A 16768-nucleotide genomic window follows, 5' to 3' on the forward strand; every position below is an offset into this window, starting at 1 on the left:
CCGGACGGGCAGCTGCTCGGCAAGATCCTGGTGCCCGAGGTGGTGGCGAATGTCTGCTTCGGCGGGTTCAAGCGCAACCGGCTCTATATCTGCGGCACGACCTCGCTCTATGCGGTGCATGTCACCGTCACCGGAGCGCAGGTGCCTTGATCGGGCGGGGGGCCGCGGCCAGGCCGGCCGCAGGCCTCCTCTTGGCGGCCGTCCTGCTGGGCGGCTGCCAGGGCCAGATCGAGGGCGTGAACCGTCACGTTCCGCCGAGCGGGAGCACGCTCGCCTATGGCTGTGACGATGGCACCCAGCTGCAGGTGACCTTCACGGGGCTGGAAGCGGCGACGATCGAGCATGCCGGCGTGTCCCGCGAGTTGCACGGCGTATTCTCCGAGCAGGGCGCCAAGTACAAGGCCGGCGACACCATCCTGCGGATCGAAGGCGACCAAGCGATCCTCGAGAACGTGGACGGCACCCGCCACTGCACACGAGGCGGGTGACAGCACTCCACCGGTCCCGGTGGGGCGTGCAGCACCGGTTGACGGCGATGGTATGACAGGTTCACATTCATACCAAGAGATCACCGTCATGCCGGGCAGCATCCGGATGGCAGGCAGATGACCCCGCCTGGGCGGGGCCACCAGGGAGGCAGACAGTGGCAAGCGCTCGGGCCACCGAGATCGCGCCCGTCGAATCACGGGCGGATCATGCCCCGATCAGGACGCGGCGGCTGCACGAGGAAGTGGCGGCCAGGATCGAGGCGACCATTAATGCCGGGGCGCTCGGGCCGGGCGACAGCCTGCCGTCCGAGCGCGAGCTCATGGGCCGCTATGGCGTGGGCCGACCTGCTGTGCGCGAGGCCCTTTTGTCCTTGCAGCAGCGCGGGCTGATCGAGCGGCGCAACGGCGAGCGGGCGCGGGTGGCCTCGCCCAGCGCTGCGGACGTGGTCTCGCAGATGACCTTGCCGGTGCGGCGGATGCTGGCCCGGCCCGAGAATGTCCGGCACTTCCAGGAGGCGCGCTGGCTGTTCGAGACCGGGGTCGCCCGGCAGGCGGCGCTGCGCGCTACGCCGGAACAGGTCGCCACGCTGGAGGCGGCCCTGGAAGCCAACCGTGCGGTGTTGGGCGATCCGGTCGAGTTCGCCCGTACCGACGTGCTGTTCCACCTGCGCCTCGCCGAGATCCCGGACAATCCGATCTTCACCGCACTGCACGAGGCCCTGGTCGGCTGGCTCACCGAGCAGCGCCGGGTGACCCTCACCAGCCCGAAGGCATTCGAGGTGGCATTCGCGGCGCACGAGCGGATCTTCAAGGCGGTGGCAGCGCACCAGCCGGACGAGGCGGCCCAGGCGATGGCCGATCATCTGACCGAGGTGGCCGGCCTCTACTGGAACAAGGCAGGAAGGAAACGATGAGCGACGGGTTGGTGGTGATGGTCGAGTTTCGCCTGAAACCGGTCGCAGTCGACGAGTTCCGTGCGCTCGTCACCGCGAATGCCCGGGCCTCGGTCGCGGACGAGCCCGGCTGTCGCCGTTTCGATGTGGTCACTTCGCCTGAGGATCCTACCGAATTGCTGCTCTACGAGATCTATGACGACCGCGCGGCGTTCGAGCGTCACCTGGAGACGCCGCACTTTCTGACCTTCAAGGAGCGCTCCGCCGACCTGGTCGAGCGTTCGACGGTACGGCTTCTGGAGCTTGCCGAGCATTGCAAGCCGAGTTCGGGAGCCCCGCGATGAGCCATGCGACCATGCGCGAGATGTGCGAGGATGCCGGGCCGAAGTTCGGCCATTTCGTCGTCGAGTTCGCGACCCCCGGGATCGGCCACATCCTGAAGAATGCCGGCTGCGACTTCGTCCTGTTCGACTGCGAGCATTCCGGCTTCGGCTTCGAGACGGTGAAGTCGGCGGTCCGATACCTGGAGGCGGCCCGCCTGCCGGCCATCGTCCGGGTGCCGTCGCGCGAGTACCAGCACATCGCGCGCGCGATGGACATGGGCGCGGAGGGCATCATGCTGCCGATGGTGTCCACGCCCGAGGAGGCGCAGAGCATCATCGACGCGGTGAAATACGTGCCGGAAGGCAAGCGCGGCGTGGCGCTCGGCATTGCTCATGACGCCTATCGTGGCGGCGACGTGCTGGCCAAGCTGGCCGCCCAGAACCGGCGCTCGGTGGTGTTCGCCCAGATCGAGACCAAGGAGGGCGTCGACAACGCCGACGCGCTCGCCGCCATGCCCGGGATCGACTGCCTGTGGGTCGGCCATTTCGACCTGTCCTGCTCGCTGGGCGAGCCCGGCCAGTTCCAGAGCCGCACCTTCCTGGACGCGATCGACACGGTCGCGCAGGCCTGCCGGCGGCACGGCAAGCGGCTCGGCCGGCTGGTGCCGGACGTCGCGACCGGAATCGAGTATCACGGCAAGGGCTTCGACTTCCTCTGCTATGCCGGTGACGTCTGGACCTATCAGGCGGCGGTGAAGAGCGGGATCGACGGGCTGCGCGCGGGCTGCGTTTCGGCGTCTGCAGCGGAAAAGCCCCAGAAGAAGAACGCCGAGAAGGGCAAGTGAGCATGGCCGACAAGTTCAGGGTGGCGCTTTCCTCCGACTTCCGGAAGGCGGACGGCTCGCCCACCTATCCCTCCTTCGATCTGTCGCCGCTGGTCTCCGATCCACGGATCGAGATCGGCTATGTCGATCCGGTGGACGGCGTGATGCCGGCCGAGGGGCTGGCGGGCTATGACGTCCTGATCCTGCTGGTGCCGAAGTTCACCCGCGCCAGCGTGCCGAAGGACGGCAGGCTGGCCGCCGTCTGCCGGTTCGGCGTGGGCTATGACAGCGTCGACGTCGCGGCCTGCACGGATAATGGCATCGCCCTGGTGATCACCCCGGACGGCATCCGCCGCCCGGTCGCGGTATCGATCGTCACCTTCGTCCTCGCACTGTCGCAAAAGCTCCTGATCAAGGACAAGATGACCCGCGAGGGGCGCTGGAACGACCGCTCCGAACACATGGGCATGGGCATCGTCGGGCGGACCTTCGGCCAGCTCGGCATCGGCAATATCGGGGCCGAGGCGATCCGGCTGCTCAAGCCGTTCGAGATGAAGCTCATCGCCCACGACCCCTATGCCGACCCGAAGGTCGCGGCCGAGCTGGGTGTGGAGCTGGTGGGCTTCGACGAGCTGTTCCAGCGCTCGGACTTCGTGTCGGTATCGGTGCCGCTGTCGGAGGCGACCCACCACATCGTGGGCGAGCGGGCACTCAAGCTGATGAAGCCCAGCGCCTATCTGATCAACACCTCGCGTGGCCCCACCGTCGACCAGAAGGCGCTCTACCAGGCGCTGGTGGACGGTACCATTGCCGGGGCCGGGCTGGACGTGTTCGAGGTCGAGCCGGTCCCGGCCGACGAGCCGATCCTCCAGCTCGACAACGTGATCGTCTCGCCGCACGCCCTGTGCTGGACCGACCAGTGCTTCGCCGGCAATGGCGCCGGCGATGTGGCGGGGGCGCTCGCGATCCTGAACGGCCAGAACCCCAGGGGCGTGGTCAACCGGGAAGTACTGGAGGACCCGCGCTTCAAGGAGAAGCTCGCGAAGGCGAAGGCGCGGTCGGCTTGACATAAGCGGCGGCCCAGACGGGCCGCATGATTTTCAGGGAGGCAGAACAAGATGATGCAACGTCGTCGTTTCCTCGAAGCCACCGCCATGGCCGGCGCGCTCGTCGCCCTGGCGCGGCCGTCGCTCGCCGCCGAATCGGCAGCGCAGAAGGCGGTCGAGGCCGCCAAGCAATATGCCGGCACCGAGATCTCGATCGTCTGGGAAGCCGGCCTGCAGGCGCTGGACCCGCTCAACTTCAGCGGGCCGCTCTGGGAGAAGGAGACCGGGATCAAGGTGAAGGTCGTCGAGGTGCCGACCTCGGAGATGTTCACCAAGATCCTGCAGGAGCACCGGGCCGGTACTGGCGCCTATGACGCGTTGAACGTCATCCCGGCCTGGATGCCCGACCTGGTCCGCGCCGGTGCGCTGGAACAGCTCGACGAATATGTCGACAAGTACGGCTATCGCGACGAGTTGCAGGACATCGCCCCGGTCTACCGGGACAACCAGATGACCGTGGACGGCAAGATCTACGGCCTGCCGGACGACGGCGACGTCTTCATCATGTACTATCGCACCGACATCCTGGGCGATCCGAAGATCCAGGAGGCGTTCAAGGCCAAGTATGGCTACGACCTGCCGGTGCCGCCCAAGACCTGGAAGGAGTTCGACGAGGTCGGCGCGCTGATCACCGAGGTGACCGGTGGCAAGCCCTATGGCGCCGCGTTCATCCGCGACCCTGCCCAGGGCCAGTTCATGTTCCAGGAGCGGTTCCGCAACGAGGGCGGCATCTTCTTCGACGCCGAGACCATGAAGGCCCAGGTGAACTCTCCGGCCGGCGTCAAGGTGTTCTCCGACTGGGTCGCCGAAAACAAGTGGATGCCGCCCGGCATCGAGAATTTCGGCTTCGTCGAGAATCTGGCCGCCTTCCTGCAGGGCGACACGGCGATGACCCTGTCCTGGCCGCCGTATGGGCGCTGGGCCGCGGGCTATGGCACCGACGAGGCTGCGCTGAACTGGGTGCCGAAGAGCACGATCGCCGGCAAGGTCGGCTATGCGGTGACGCCGGGCGGCCATCCGGAGCTGGCGTCGGGCTTCGCCCTCTCGGTCTCGGCCTCCTCGGCCAACAAGGATGCGGCCTATCTGTTCATCCAATGGCTGAACTCGCGCGACATCTCGATCCAGCGCGTCCAGCTGCCGTTCGCCCTGCGCGACCCGTTCCGCGAGGACCACTTCACCAGCGAGGAGTACAAGAGCCGCTGGCCGGAAGCGCCGCAGTACCTGGCGGCCCTGCAGGAGGCGGCGAACACCGGCATCCTCGACCTGTCGATCCTGCAGACCGACCGGTACGAGGAGGCGATCCGCCAGGGCATCTCCCGGCTCTGGTCTGGCGAGGATCCGCAGGCGATCCTGGACGACGTCGCGGCGCAATGGGACGCGACTACCGAGCGGGTCGGCGTCGACAAGCAGAAGGCGGCCTATGCCGATTGGGCGTCCAAGCCCAACGCCTATCCGCCGAAAGCCTGAACGGATAAGGGATGCCGCCCGGCCCGCCGGCCGGGCGGCATCTTGCCGTTTCTTGATGCTTTTCCGGATTCTTCATGACGCAGCCTTTGGCCAGCCTGGCGGCCCTGACGCTTGCCTATATCCTCAGCCAGTTCTTCCGCACCTCGCTGGCCGTCATTGCGCCCGAGCTGTCGCGCGACCTGGATCTCACCACCCAGGACCTGGGCTTTCTGTCCAGCGTCTGGTTCATCGCGTTCGCCGTGATGCAGATCCCGGTCGGCATCGCGCTCGACAAGTACGGCATCCGCAAGCTGGTGGCGCCGATGGTGCTGGTTGCGGCCCTGGGTGCCCTGCTGCTCGCGATGGCGCCCAACCTCGAGGTCGGCATCGCCGCCCAGGTGGTGATCGGGATCGGTTGCGCGCCGGTCTACATGGGCACGCTGGTGCTGCTGACCCGCTGGTACGAACCGGCGCGCTTCGCCAGCCTGGCCTCGCTGGTCCTGGCGCTGGGGAGCCTCGGCAACCTGATGGGCACGGCACCGCTGGCCTGGCTGGCCGGCCTGATCGGCTGGCGCCTGGCGCTGGTGGCGGTGGCCGCGATCGTGGGCCTGTCCGCCCTGCTCGTCTGGCTGTTCGTCCAGGACACGCGCGACGGCAGCCCGGCCCCGGCCTCGGGCGAGCATCCGCTGCGGGCGCTGATCGGCACGTTCAAGGTCGCCCGCAAGCGCGAGCTCTGGCCGCTCATGCCGATGGCCCTGATCGGCTACGGCGTGATGGTCACGGTGCGCGGCCTGTGGGGTGGGCCCTATCTGGCCGACATGTTCGGCCTGGATGCGATCGAGCGCGGCAACGTGCTGCTGCTCATGTCGATCGGCATGATCGCAGGCCCCTTGCTCTATGCCTCGATCGAGCGCCGTACCGACCGGCGCAAGCTGCCGGTGCTGGCGGGATCCTGCATCACCCTGGCGGCACTGGTCGCCCTCATGGTCACCGGCAGCCTGCTGGTGGCGACCATCGCCCTGGTGCTGGTCGGCTGCTTTGGCAGCGTGTTCAACATGGTCATGGCCCAGGGGCGCCGGTTCTTCGCACCGCAGGAAATGGGGCGCGGCCTGACCCTCCTGAACGGCGCCTGCTTTGCCGGGGCCGCCCTGCTGCAGGCGCTGACCGGCCAAGTCGCGGCCAGTGCTGCGCCGCCCGTCTGGACCGCAGTGTTCCTCAGCCTGGCGGCGCTCCTGGCGATCGCCACGGGCTTTCTCGCCTTCAGCCGTGACCGCCGGCTCGCGGAGCTTCGATGACCCAGCCAAACGTCCACCGCCACGACCGCCGGTTCGGCTACGCGATGATCGCGCCGGCCGTGGCGATCATCCTGTTCATCGGCCTGTTCCCGCTGATCTGGACCCTGCTGGTCAGCGTCCAGAACATCTCGATGATCGACGAGGACACGAGCTTCCAGGGCCTGCTGAACTACCAGCGCCTGATGTCCGACACGCGGTTCTGGGAAGCGCTGGGCCACACCCTCCTGTTCACCGCGGTGGCGCTGCCGCTGGAACTGATCCTGGGCCTGGCGCTGGCATTGCTGTTCCTGGAGGAACTGCCCGGCCGGCCGGTCTTCGTGGCGCTGCTGGTGCTGCCCACGGTGATCTCGCCGATCGTGGCGGGTGCCGCCTGGCGGCTTCTGTTCGACAACCGGTTCGGGCCGATCAACCAGGTGATCTCCTGGGTGGCCGGCGAGCCCGTGACGATCCTCTGGCTGAACGACCCGAATTTCGTCTACGCGGCGATCCTGATCGCCGAGGTCTGGCAGTGGACGCCGTTCATGTTCCTCCTGCTGTTCGCCTCGCTGACCAATGTCGACCCCTCGCTCGGCGAGGCTGCACGGATCGACGGGGCCGGCTTCTGGCGTACGCTCTGGTCGATCACCCTGCCGGTGATCCGCCCGGTGATCGTGATCGCGCTGCTGATCCGCGGCCTCGACCTGTTCCGGATCTTCGACGTGATCTGGGCGCTCACCAAGGGCGGGCCGGGCACGCGGACCGAGACGATCTCGATCTATGCCTATGTCCAGGGCTTCCAGCAGTTCGAGACCAGCTACACCGCCGCCATGGCCTTCGTGATCATCGTGATCCTGACGATGCTGGTGATGGCGGCGCTCAAGCGCGTGGAGATCGCCCGATGAGGACGGCCATCCGCTTCACCGTCGCCATGATCGTGACGGTCCTGTTCCTGTTCCCGATCTACTGGCTGTTCACGATCTCCTTCAAGACGCCGGACGAGATCTTCAGCTATCCTCCAGTCTGGTGGCCGTCGAGCCTCCAGCTCTCGAACTACACCGTCCTGTTCCGCGACGGCGACGTAATGACGATCTGGAACAGCCTGGTGGTGGCCTCGGTCTCGACCGTGGCGGCCATGCTGATCGGCACGATGTGCGCCTATGCGATTGCGCGCTTCCGGACGGGCGGCGACCATTTTTCGATCTGGGTGCTGTCCCAGCGCATGGTGCCGCCGATCGTGGTCGTGTTCCCGATCTTCCTGCTCTACGTCAAGCTCGGCTTAGTCGACACTTATCTCGGGCTGATCATCCTCTACACCGCATTCAACCTGCCCTACGTGGTCTGGATGATGCGCGGCTACCTGCAGGAGATCCCGCGCGAGATCGAGGAGTCGGCACTGGTCGACGGCTGTACCCGGCTGCAGGTGTTCACCAAGATCGTGCTGCCGCTGGCCCGCACCGGCCTGTTCGCCACCGCCGTGTTCACCTTCGTGTTCGCCTGGAACGAGTTCCTGTTCGCGCTGGTCCTGACCCGCAGCGCGGTCACGACCTTCCCGGTGCAGCTCACCCATTATTTCGGCGGCCAGTCGAACTTCTGGGCGAAGATCTCGGCGATGAGCGTGCTGGGCACCGTGCCCATCTTCCTCGCGGTGGCGTTCCTGCAGCGCTACCTGGTCCGCGGGATCTCGCTGGGTGCCGTCAAGGGTTGAGGGGAAAGACGCATGACGAGCAGCACTGTCAGCCGGGCGGTCGCCCTGTTCGGCACCGAGGAGCCGGTCGCGGCCACCCGGACGCTGAGGGCCGGCCCGCTCGCCTGCACTCTGGACGCCGGCAACCTGCGCCATGTCAGGCTCGGCAGCCGCGAGGCGATCCGCGCCATCTCCATGATCGTGCGCGACCGCAACTGGGGCACCTATGGGCCCGAGATCGCCGATCTCGAGGTCCAGGAGGACCCGGACGGCTTCCGGGTCACCTACCGCGCCACCTGCTCGGACGGCACGCAGACCTTCGCCTATGATGCGGAGATCACCGGTCGGGCTGATGGCTCGCTGACTTTCCGGGTGCTGGGCGAGGCGCTGACCGACTTCGTCACCAATCGGGCCGGCTTCGTGGTGCTGCACGGAGTGGAGGGCATCGCCGGCGAGCCGGTCCGGGTCGAGCATGTGGATGGCAGTATCGAGGAGAGCCGCTTTCCCGACCTGATCGACCCGATCCAGCCGTTCAAGGACATCCGCGCGCTCAGCCACGAGGTCTACCCGGGCGTGCGCGTCACCTGCCGCATGGAGGGTGACGCCTACGAGATGGAGGACCAGCGCAACTGGCTGGATGCCTCCTACAAGACCTATATCCGCCCGCTAGCTCTGCCCTGGCCCTACACGTTGGAGAAGGGCGAGCGGCTCGACCTGCAGGTGACGCTCTCGGTGGAAGGCACGCTGCCGGCTTTAGAGGCTGCGGCCCAGGACGAGGCGATCCAGGTCCAGGTCGAGCCCGAAGTGATCGGCCAGATGCCGAAGCTGGCGCTGGTGGTGCCGGCCAATCTGGCGCCGCTGGCGCTGAACCATGCGGAACTGCTCGGCCGTGCCGCCTTCCCGGTCCATGCCTGCTCGCTTCTGGAAGGCGTCACCGTCGATTCGCTGGACATGGTGGTTCATCAGCTGGAAGCGTTCGGTGCGCTGGGCGAGCCGGAGGAGCGCCTACTGGAGGCGGTCCTGCCTTGCCGGGATGCGCTCGGCCGGCCGATCGACGACCCGACCACGCTCGCCCGCGACCTCGACCTGCTGGCGACCGCGGTGCGCCGCTCGGGCGTGGACTTCCGTCGGATCGCACTTTCGCCCGCCTGCGACCTGAAGTCGACCACGCCGGGCGGCATCTGGCCGGCGGCACCCTCCTTCGAGGCGATCCTGGCCGGCGCCAGGGCGGCCTTTCCCGGCTGCGAGATCGGCGGCGGCTTCTTCGGCAGCTTCACCGAACTCAACCGCAAGCGGCCGCCGCAGGGCCTGTTCGACTTCCTGGGCCACGCCATCTTCCCGACCGTGCATGCCGGCGACGACCTTTCGGTGACCGAGGGGCTGGAGGCCCTGCCCTCGCTGCTGCGCTCCGCGCGCGCGATCCTTGGCGAGACAACACCCTATGTACTCTACCCGACCGCCGTCTCGATGCGGCACAACCCCTATGGCGCGACACCAGCCGAGAACCCGGAGCAGGGCCGCACCGCCATGGCCAGGGTCGACCCGCGCGATCGGGCGCTGCTGGGGGCTGCCTGGTATGCGGGCCTGCTCGCCCATGCCGCGCAAGGCGGCCTGGACACGCTGTGTCTGGCCGCGGCGGTAGGCCCGTCCGGGCTCGTCATCACGCGCCAGCCCTACCCGCAGCCCTGGTTCGACGCGCACCGGGGGGCGATCACCCCTGCCTGGCACGTGCTGACCGGTCATGCCGCCCTGGCCGGGGCCAGCCTGCGGCAGGCCCGTTCCGCGGCACCCTCGGCCATCCAGGTCCTGGCAGCGGAGAGCGCCGCAGGACTGACGGTCTGGCTGTGCAACCTGACCGGCGCGCCGCGTCAGGTCCGGCTGGACGGGCTGGATGCCGGCCTGGCGGAGCTGGCGGTTCTGGATGCGGCCGATTTCGAGCGGGCCTGCCAGGACGCGGATTTCCTGGTCGACAGCGCCGTGCCGCTGCCACCGGGCGACCTCTCCCTGGATGCTTATGCCGTGGTCAGGATCCTGGTCAGGCGCTGAGCCGGCGGGCATTGGCCCGGGCCCGGCGTCGGAACGGCGTCTGCATCGCGTGTGCGGTACGGGCCATGACCCGCTGGATCTCGCGCGTGAGCTCGTGATCGGCGCGCTGTGCGGCACCGAGGTCGAAGCTGAGCGCGCGCTGCCACCACCAGCGCTGCCAGGCCATGGTGAGCGCCGGGGTCGCGAGCATCGCCTTGCCTGCGGCCTCGGTGATGGCGGCCAGCTTCTCCGTGACCATCAGCGTGGTCTCCGGGTCTTTTGCGACGCCATGCGGATCGGCGGCCATCCGGCCGAGCCTGGCCATGATCGTCGTCCCGGACGCGGTCAGCAGCGCTGTCAGATTGGAAAGGTCGCGCATCCGACCGGCCATGCCTGGAACTCCTGTGGTGGTGTGCTAACGCCTCAGCACGACGCCGGAACGCGCGGCTCCGGAACCGCGGGATCGACCCCGAGTTCCCGACGGTACCCCGGTAGGATTCAAGGACGGAGGGAGCGGATGAGGCGGAGAGCGGGTGCTGTCCTGGCTGCCGCAGCCATGCTGGCAAGCGTTGCCGCCATCGGGGCGGCAGCGTGGCGGATACCGCCGAACGCCCCTGCCCGGCAAGCCACCGTGCCACCCCCGCCGGCACTCAAGGCCGAGCGCTACCTGGCCCTCACCATGTACCACGAGGCGCGCGGCCAGAGCCGGGACGCGATGCGTGCGGTCGGCTGGGTGGTCCTGAACCGGGCGCGCGACGCGGAGTTTCCCGACGGAATCCGCGAGGTCGTGGTCGAGCCGACCCGGTCGGGCAAGTGCCAGTTCGGCTGGGCCTGCGGCGATCTCAGCGTGGACCCGGCCGAGCCGGAGGCTTGGCGGCAGGCGGAAGAGCTCGCGGGCGAACTCCTGTTCCAGCCCAGCCACGACCCGACGGCGGGGGCACTCTGGTTCTGGGAATCCTGGCGCGAGCGGCCGGGCTGGCTGGGGCCGGACGTACGCGAGACGCTGCAAGTGGGCGGCCACAGCTTCTTCGCGCCAGGCGACATGAGCTGATCCGAGGAGGACTGGCCGGCCGCCTTGCCGGCCCGGCATTGCCATCCTAGGCTTTGCCGCATCTGCTCATCGCATCCGGGCTGCCATCGATGACCCCCATCCGCTCCGGCTTCACCGACCTGATCGGCAACACGCCGCTGGTCCGGCTGCGGGGTCCCTCCGAGCGCACCGGCTGCGAGATCCTGGGCAAGTGCGAGTTCATGAACCCGGGCGGTTCGATCAAGGACCGCGCAGCGCTCGCGATCATCGAGGACGCCGAGGCCAGGGGCCAGATCCGCCCGGGCGGGATCATCGTCGAGGGTACGGCCGGCAACACCGGGATCGGTCTCGCCCACGTCGCCTCGGCGCGCGGCTACCGGACCGTGATCGTGATCCCGGAGACCCAGAGCCAGGAGAAGATGGACGCGCTGCGGCTGGCGGGTGCCGACCTGCGCCCGGTGCCGGCGGTGCCCTACAAGGACCCGAACAACTATGTGAAGCTGTCCGGGCGCCTCGCCGAGGAACTGGCGGCCTCGCATCCTGAGGGCGCGCTCTGGGCCAACCAGTTCGACAATGTCGCAAACCGGCAGGGACATTATCGCACGACCGGCCCGGAAATCTGGCAGCAGACCGGCGGCCGGATCGACGCCTTCACCTGCGCGGTCGGCACGGGCGGCACGCTCGCCGGGGTCGCGGACTATCTGAAGGAGCAGAAGCCGGACGTCCGGATCGTGCTGGCCGATCCGATGGGTGCGGCCCTGTATTCCTGGATCAAGACCGGCGAGCTCAAGAGCAGCGGCAGCTCGATCACGGAGGGGATTGGCCAGGGCCGGGTGACCAGGAACCTGGAAAATGCGCGCATCGACGACGCCCTGCAGATCACCGACGAGGAGGCCCTGCCGATCCTGTTCGCGCTGGCCCAGGAGGAAGGGCTGGTGCTGGGCGGCTCCTCGGCGATCAACGTCACCGCAGCGATCCGGGTCGCCGAGGCGCTGGGGCCCGGCCACACGGTGGTGACGGTGCTGTGCGATGGTGGCGCACGCTACCAGTCGAAGCTCTACAACCCGGCATTCCTGCGGGCGAAGAACCTGCCGGTGCCGCCATGGATACCCGAAGGAACGGATCGATGAGCCCCCTTCCCGCCCTGGTATCGGTGGACTGGCTGATCCGGCACCAGGGCGACCCGGATGTCCGCATCCTGGACGCGACGTTCTATTTGCCGAACCTGAACCGCGACGCCCACGCCGAGTATCTCGAACGGCATCTGCCGGGGGCGGTGTTCTTCGATGTCGAGGTCATCGCGGATCATTCCAGCGGCCTGCCCCACATGCTGCCCTCCCCTGAGCAGTTCGGCCGGCAGGTGGGCGAGCTCGGCATCGACAATGCGGACCGGGTGGTGGTCTATGACTCCAACCGGTTCCTGGCCGCGGCCCGGGCCTGGTGGATGTTCCGGACGATGGGCCACCAGGACGTGATGGTGCTGGATGGCGGCCTCGCTGCCTGGCAGGCGGCGGGCCAGAAGCTGGAGTCCGGCGAGGTCCGCCCCCCGGCCAGGCGCTTCGTGGCGCATTTCCGGCCGGCGCTGGTCCTGGACCTGGACGGGGTGCGCACAGCACTGGACGAAGGCAGCAGCCAGGTCGTCGATGTCCGCTCGCCCGGCCGGTTCCGCGGAACCGATCCCGAGCCGCGGGCCGGGCTGCGCTCGGGCCACATGCCCGGTGCCGTGAACCTGCCCTACGGCGAGCTGATCGACACGGATGGCCGCCTCTTGCCGAACGACCGGCTGCAGATGGCGCTGGACGGTGCCGGGATCGACCTGCGCCTGCCGGTCGCCGCCAGCTGCGGCTCGGGCGTGTCGGCGGCAGTGCTGGCACTGGCCGCCTACCAGCTCGGCAAGGAGGACCTCGCCGTCTATGACGGGTCATGGACGGAATGGGGCGGCCGGCAGGATACTCCGGTCGTCAGGGAATGATCGGGGCCTGGGGAGCCGCGTCCATCGGCAGGTGACCGGTCAGGCGCGGGTCCGGGTCCAGGTCGAGGGCGAAACGGTAGGGTACGAAGCCCGAGCGCCGGTAGAAGGCCAGTGCGGAGCGGTGGTCGTAGTTGCAGGTATGCACCCAGAAGCGGCGGATCGGCTGGCGATAGGCCAAGGTGATGGCGTTCTCCATCAGCCAGCGACCGGCGCGCGTGCCGATCAGGGCGTCGGTCAGGCCGAAATAGCTGAGCTCCACCTCCCCTTCCTTGCGGAAGTCCAGCTCCAGCATGCCTTCCGGGCTGCCGTTCAGCTCGACCACCCGCACCTCGACCTTCGGGTCGTGGACGATCGCGGCCAGCTCCGCATCCGCCAGGAGCCGCCGGCCGTACCAGAGCCAGGGCTCGCCTACCTTCGCGAACAAAGCGCGGTACCAGTCCAGGTCCGGGCGCTCGACATGGCGCAGGACCGCGCCGTCGGGCGGCGCTACCTCGCGCGGCGCGGGCCGCTCGGTCATCTCCAGGCACACCACCACCGAGGGCAGCATGCCCTTGGGCAGCAGGTAGAAACCGGCTTCCAGCTCCAGCTCGGTCACGACGCCTCCAGCTCGATCACCTGCCCGTCATAGGCCGGGCGGACATGCTCCGGCAGCCGGGCGCACCAGGTGGCATAGTCAACCTCGTGGTTCATGTGGGTGAACCAGGCCCGCTCCGGCCGGAGCCGGTCGATCCAGCCCATGGTCCGCTCCAGATGGGCATGGGTCGGATGCGGGCGCTCGCGCAGGCAGTCGACGATCCAGTAGCGCACGCCCGACAGCGCGGCAAAGGCCGTATCGTCCAGCCAGTCCACGTCGGTGGAATAGGCGAAGTCACCAATCCTGAAGCCCCAGCTCTCCCCCTGGCCGTGACGCTGGCGGAACGGCACCAGCGTGGTGGCACCGATCCGGAACGGTCCGTCGAACGGGCGCGGGTCCATGGACGGCCTCCAGAAGCCGCCGTTCGGATGGCGGTCCGGATAAAAGGCATAGTCGAACCGGGCGCGGATCTGCGCCAGGACATCGGGGGCGCCATAGGCCGGCAGCTGGGCGTCCATGGCGTTGTTGACGCCGCGGATGTCGTCGATGCCGTGGGTGTGGTCGGCATGGGCGTGGGTGAAGACCAGCGCGTCCAGCCGGTCGACATCGGCACTCAGGAGCTGCATGCGCAGGTCCGGCCCGCAGTCGAACAGGATCAGGCTGCCCCGGTCCTCCACCAGGATCGAAGCGCGCAGCCGCTTGTTCCTGGGATCGGTGGACAGGCAGACCGGGCAGCGGCAGCCGATCTGCGGCACGCCCGACGAGGTGCCGCAGCCGAGCACGGTGATCCTCATGCGGCGGGCTTGATCCGCGGGAACAGGCGCTCGGCATTGGCGCTGGTCACCCGCTCCACCTCGGCCACGCTCAGGCCCAGCACCTCGGCGAGCTTCGCCGCCACATGGGCGACATAGGCCGGCTCGTTCGGCTTGCCGCGCTTGGGCACCGGGGCCAGGTAGGGCGCGTCAGTCTCCAGCACCAGGGAATCCAGCGGCATCTGCCGGATCGTGTCGCGGATCAGATCGCTCCTGGGGAAGGTCAGGATCCCGCCGATGCCCAGATGCAGGCCCATGGTCACCGCGCGCTCGGCCAGCCGCCGCGACGACGAGTAGCAGTGGATCACGCCGGTAAACGGCTGGCGGCGCATCGCCTCCTCCAGCAGGTCCATCGTGTCGTCGTCGGCATCGCGGGTATGCACCACCAGCGGCAGGCCGGTCGCCTGGGCGACATGGATGTGCAGGAGGAAGGAGCGGCGCTGCGCGTCGCGCGGGGCGTTGTCGTAGAAATAGTCCAGCCCGCTTTCGCCGATCCCGACCACGCGCGGATTCTCGGCGGCCTTCAGCAGCAGGTCAGGGTCCGGGAAGCCCTCCTTGCCGGCCTCGTGCGGATGGACCCCGATCGTGCAGAACACGTTCGGGTGGTCATGCGCGATCGCGCGGATCTTCTCGAAGGCGGAGAGCTTCGTGCCGATCGTGATCATCCGGTCGACACCGGCCGCTGCGGCGCGCTCCAGCACCGCCGGCAACTGCTCGGTCAGTCCGGGATAGTCCAGGTGGCAGTGGGTATCGACGATCGTCATGCCGGTTCCTGCCACTTCGGGAACACGCCCTCCGGCTTGGGCAGCTTCGTGCCCGGGACGAGCGCCGCGCCCGGATCGGTGACGTGGACCAGCAGCCGCCGCTCCGCCGGCACCGCCAGCTGGTCCAGAACCTTGGTCGAGGCCGTCGGCATGAAGGCCTGGGTGAGGATCGCGATCCGGCGGATCGTCTCGACCAGCACCCAGAGCACCGTGTTCATCCGGTCGGGATCGGTCTTGCGCAGGGTCCAGGGCGCCTGGGTGTCGATCCAGCGGTTGGCGTCCGCGATCACCGCGAAGATCGACTCCAGTGCCTTGTGCGGTGCCTGCACGTCCATGTCCGCGCGCACCCTCGCCACCAGCCCGGCCGCGGCATCGAGCAGCTCATGGTCGGCCGCGGTCAGTACGCCCCTGGCCGGTACCGCGGCGCCGGCGTTCTTCTGGATGAAGGACAGGACGCGCAGGCCGAGATTGCCGTAGTCGTTGGCCAGGTCGGCGTTCATCCGCCGGATCATCGCCGCGCGACTGTAGTCGCCGTCCGCACCGAACGGCACCTCGCGCAGCAGGAAGTAGCGGGTCTGGTCCAGGCCGAACGTCTCGATCAGCTGGAGCGGGTCGATCACGTTGCCGACCGATTTCGAGATCTTCTGCCCCTCGTTGGTCCACCAGCCATGGGCGAACACGCGCCTGGGCGGCGGCAGGTCGGCGGCCATCAGGAAGGCCGGCCAGTAGATCGCGTGGAAGCGCAGGATGTCCTTGCCGACCACATGGACATCGGCCGGCCAGAAGGTCCGCCAGGCCTCGGTATCGTCGGGGTAGCCGACCGCGGTCAGGTAGTTGGTGAGCGCGTCCAGCCAGACATACATGACATGGTCGGGGTCGTTCGGGACCGGCACGCCCCACTTGAAGGTCGTCCTGGAGACCGAGAGGTCGCGCAGGTTCGACTTCACGAAGCTGATCACTTCGTTGCGCCGCGACGGCGGCAGGATGAAGTCCGGGTTCGTTTCGTAGAACTGGAGCAGCCGGTCCTGCCAGGCGGACAGGCGGAAGAAGTAGGACGGCTCCTCGACCCACTCGACCGGTGCACCGGTGGGCGCCTTGCCGTCGGTGATCTCGCTCTCGTCGAAGAACGCCTCGTCGCGCACCGAGTACCAGCCGGCATACTTGCCCAGATAGATCTCGCCCTTCTCCACCAGCACGTTCCACAGATGCTGGACGGCACGGTAGTGGCGCTTCTCGGTGGTGCGGATGAAGTCGTCGTGGGAGAAGCCCATCGCGTCGGCCAGGCGACGGAAGCGCTGGCTGACCTCGTCGGTGAAGGTCTGCGGGTCCTTGCCGGCGGCCTGGGCGGCCTTCTCGACCTTCTGGCCGTGCTCGTCCGTGCCGGTCAGGAACCACACCTTCTTGCCGTCGAGCCGGGCGAACCTCGCGAATGCGTCGCAGGCGAGCGTGGTGTAGGCGTGGCCGATATGCGGGCTGTCGTTGACGTAGTAGATCGGCGTGGTGATGTAGAAACGCTCGCCCGCGCTCATGTCGATCGGATCCTTCGGAAGGCT

The 16768-nt window shown here is 68.2% G+C and carries 18 protein-coding genes and 1 pseudogene; 14 read left to right on the top strand and 5 right to left on the bottom strand.

The features are described 5' to 3' along the window. The 11 genes and pseudogenes from VNS22_RS28210 to VNS22_RS04030 all read left to right on the top strand — a co-directional run. Positions 1-150 (top strand): annotated as a pseudogene (locus tag VNS22_RS28210) (SMP-30/gluconolactonase/LRE family protein); the annotation flags it as partial. Between the two features lie 41 nt (positions 151-191). After that, positions 192-488, top strand: coding sequence for an MliC family protein (locus tag VNS22_RS03985; RefSeq protein ID WP_325729841.1), 297 nt, complete (start codon positions 192-194; stop codon positions 486-488). Between the two features lie 155 nt (positions 489-643). Further along, positions 644-1402: a transcriptional regulator NanR gene (nanR, locus tag VNS22_RS03990; RefSeq protein WP_325729843.1), complete on the top strand. Its 759-nt coding sequence runs from the start codon at positions 644-646 to the stop codon at positions 1400-1402. After that, positions 1399-1725 (top strand): putative quinol monooxygenase, encoded by a 327-nt coding sequence (locus tag VNS22_RS03995; protein ID WP_325729844.1) that lies wholly within the window; start codon positions 1399-1401, stop codon positions 1723-1725. The genes nanR and VNS22_RS03995 overlap by 4 nt, the downstream gene beginning before the upstream one ends. Then, on the top strand, positions 1722-2549 hold the full coding sequence (locus tag VNS22_RS04000) for an HpcH/HpaI aldolase family protein (protein WP_325729846.1): 828 nt from the start codon (positions 1722-1724) through the stop codon (positions 2547-2549). Before VNS22_RS03995 ends, VNS22_RS04000 begins: the two co-directional genes overlap by 4 nt. Before the next feature lie 2 nt (positions 2550-2551). Then, complete coding sequence (locus tag VNS22_RS04005; RefSeq protein ID WP_325729848.1) at positions 2552-3595, top strand: NAD(P)-dependent oxidoreductase; 1044 nt, start codon at positions 2552-2554, stop codon at positions 3593-3595. A gap of 51 nt (positions 3596-3646) precedes the next feature. Beyond that, on the top strand, positions 3647-5101 hold the full coding sequence (locus VNS22_RS04010; protein ID WP_325729850.1) for a sugar ABC transporter substrate-binding protein: 1455 nt from the start codon (positions 3647-3649) through the stop codon (positions 5099-5101). Positions 5102-5175: 74 nt separating this feature from the next. Continuing rightward, on the top strand, positions 5176-6375 hold the full coding sequence (locus VNS22_RS04015; RefSeq protein ID WP_325729852.1) for an MFS transporter: 1200 nt from the start codon (positions 5176-5178) through the stop codon (positions 6373-6375). Beyond that, entirely contained in the window at positions 6372-7256 is an 885-nt protein-coding gene (locus tag VNS22_RS04020; RefSeq protein WP_325729854.1) for a sugar ABC transporter permease, read from the top strand. The genes VNS22_RS04015 and VNS22_RS04020 overlap by 4 nt, the downstream gene beginning before the upstream one ends. Then, positions 7253-8059, top strand: coding sequence for a carbohydrate ABC transporter permease (locus VNS22_RS04025; RefSeq protein WP_325729855.1), 807 nt, complete (start codon positions 7253-7255; stop codon positions 8057-8059). The genes VNS22_RS04020 and VNS22_RS04025 overlap by 4 nt, the downstream gene beginning before the upstream one ends. Positions 8060-8071: 12 nt before the next feature. Continuing rightward, complete coding sequence (locus VNS22_RS04030; RefSeq protein ID WP_325729857.1) at positions 8072-10084, top strand: hypothetical protein; 2013 nt, start codon at positions 8072-8074, stop codon at positions 10082-10084. Here VNS22_RS04030 and VNS22_RS04035 read toward each other — a convergent pair. Further along, positions 10074-10454, bottom strand: a complete 381-nt coding sequence (locus VNS22_RS04035) for a hypothetical protein (RefSeq protein ID WP_325729859.1) — start codon at positions 10452-10454, stop codon at positions 10074-10076. The genes VNS22_RS04030 and VNS22_RS04035 overlap by 11 nt on opposite strands. A 126-nt stretch (positions 10455-10580) precedes the next feature. Here VNS22_RS04035 and VNS22_RS04040 point away from each other — a divergent pair, with 126 nt between their 5' ends. The 3 genes from VNS22_RS04040 (at position 10581) to sseA (ending at position 13065) form a co-directional block, all read left to right on the top strand. After that, positions 10581-11114 carry a cell wall hydrolase gene (locus VNS22_RS04040; RefSeq protein ID WP_325729861.1) on the top strand — a complete coding sequence of 178 codons (534 nt, stop codon included), beginning with the start codon at positions 10581-10583 and terminating at the stop codon, positions 11112-11114. An 89-nt stretch (positions 11115-11203) separates the two neighbouring features. Next, positions 11204-12223 carry a cysteine synthase A gene (locus VNS22_RS04045; RefSeq protein WP_325729863.1) on the top strand — a complete coding sequence of 340 codons (1020 nt, stop codon included), beginning with the start codon at positions 11204-11206 and terminating at the stop codon, positions 12221-12223. After that, positions 12220-13065: a 3-mercaptopyruvate sulfurtransferase gene (gene sseA / locus VNS22_RS04050; RefSeq protein ID WP_325729865.1), complete on the top strand. Its 846-nt coding sequence runs from the start codon at positions 12220-12222 to the stop codon at positions 13063-13065. The genes VNS22_RS04045 and sseA overlap by 4 nt, the downstream gene beginning before the upstream one ends. Here sseA and VNS22_RS04055 read toward each other — a convergent pair. The 4 genes from VNS22_RS04055 to metG are packed head-to-tail and all read right to left on the bottom strand — an operon-like array spanning position 13055 to position 16744. After that, a complete protein-coding gene (locus tag VNS22_RS04055) occupies positions 13055-13660 on the bottom strand; it encodes a GNAT family N-acetyltransferase (RefSeq protein WP_325729867.1) in 606 nt (201 codons plus the stop codon). The two genes, sseA and VNS22_RS04055, sit on opposite strands and share 11 nt — an antisense overlap. Next, positions 13657-14433, bottom strand: a complete 777-nt coding sequence (locus tag VNS22_RS04060; protein WP_325729869.1) for an MBL fold metallo-hydrolase — start codon at positions 14431-14433, stop codon at positions 13657-13659. The genes VNS22_RS04055 and VNS22_RS04060 overlap by 4 nt, the downstream gene beginning before the upstream one ends. Further along, positions 14430-15215: a TatD family hydrolase gene (locus VNS22_RS04065; protein WP_325729871.1), complete on the bottom strand. Its 786-nt coding sequence runs from the start codon at positions 15213-15215 to the stop codon at positions 14430-14432. The genes VNS22_RS04060 and VNS22_RS04065 overlap by 4 nt, the downstream gene beginning before the upstream one ends. Continuing rightward, on the bottom strand, positions 15212-16744 hold the full coding sequence (gene metG, locus VNS22_RS04070) for a methionine--tRNA ligase (RefSeq protein WP_325729872.1): 1533 nt from the start codon (positions 16742-16744) through the stop codon (positions 15212-15214). Before metG ends, VNS22_RS04065 begins: the two co-directional genes overlap by 4 nt. Positions 16745-16768: the final 24 nt, after the last annotated feature.

The organism is Geminicoccus sp. (assembly GCF_035556675.1).
Taxonomy (GTDB): Bacteria; Pseudomonadota; Alphaproteobacteria; order Geminicoccales; family Geminicoccaceae; genus Geminicoccus.

What these genes read in the sequence shown, in the direction of transcription:
- VNS22_RS03995 (WP_325729844.1), top strand. Translation starts at nt 1,399, where the DNA reads ATGAGCGACGGGTTGGTGGTGATGGTCGAGTTTCGCCTGAAACCGGTC.
- VNS22_RS04000 (WP_325729846.1), top strand. Translation starts at nt 1,722, where the DNA reads ATGAGCCATGCGACCATGCGCGAGATGTGCGAGGATGCCGGGCCGAAG.
- VNS22_RS04005 (WP_325729848.1), top strand. Translation starts at nt 2,552, where the DNA reads ATGGCCGACAAGTTCAGGGTGGCGCTTTCCTCCGACTTCCGGAAGGCG.
- VNS22_RS04010 (WP_325729850.1), top strand. Translation starts at nt 3,647, where the DNA reads ATGATGCAACGTCGTCGTTTCCTCGAAGCCACCGCCATGGCCGGCGCG.
- VNS22_RS04015 (WP_325729852.1), top strand. Translation starts at nt 5,176, where the DNA reads ATGACGCAGCCTTTGGCCAGCCTGGCGGCCCTGACGCTTGCCTATATC.
- VNS22_RS04020 (WP_325729854.1), top strand. Translation starts at nt 6,372, where the DNA reads ATGACCCAGCCAAACGTCCACCGCCACGACCGCCGGTTCGGCTACGCG.
- VNS22_RS04025 (WP_325729855.1), top strand. Translation starts at nt 7,253, where the DNA reads ATGAGGACGGCCATCCGCTTCACCGTCGCCATGATCGTGACGGTCCTG.
- VNS22_RS04030 (WP_325729857.1), top strand. Translation starts at nt 8,072, where the DNA reads ATGACGAGCAGCACTGTCAGCCGGGCGGTCGCCCTGTTCGGCACCGAG.
- VNS22_RS04035 (WP_325729859.1), bottom strand. Translation starts at nt 10,454, where the DNA reads ATGGCCGGTCGGATGCGCGACCTTTCCAATCTGACAGCGCTGCTGACC.
- VNS22_RS04040 (WP_325729861.1), top strand. Translation starts at nt 10,581, where the DNA reads ATGAGGCGGAGAGCGGGTGCTGTCCTGGCTGCCGCAGCCATGCTGGCA.
- VNS22_RS04045 (WP_325729863.1), top strand. Translation starts at nt 11,204, where the DNA reads ATGACCCCCATCCGCTCCGGCTTCACCGACCTGATCGGCAACACGCCG.
- sseA (WP_325729865.1), top strand. Translation starts at nt 12,220, where the DNA reads ATGAGCCCCCTTCCCGCCCTGGTATCGGTGGACTGGCTGATCCGGCAC.
- VNS22_RS04060 (WP_325729869.1), bottom strand. Translation starts at nt 14,433, where the DNA reads ATGAGGATCACCGTGCTCGGCTGCGGCACCTCGTCGGGCGTGCCGCAG.
- VNS22_RS04065 (WP_325729871.1), bottom strand. Translation starts at nt 15,215, where the DNA reads ATGACGATCGTCGATACCCACTGCCACCTGGACTATCCCGGACTGACC.
- metG (WP_325729872.1), bottom strand. Translation starts at nt 16,744, where the DNA reads ATGAGCGCGGGCGAGCGTTTCTACATCACCACGCCGATCTACTACGTC.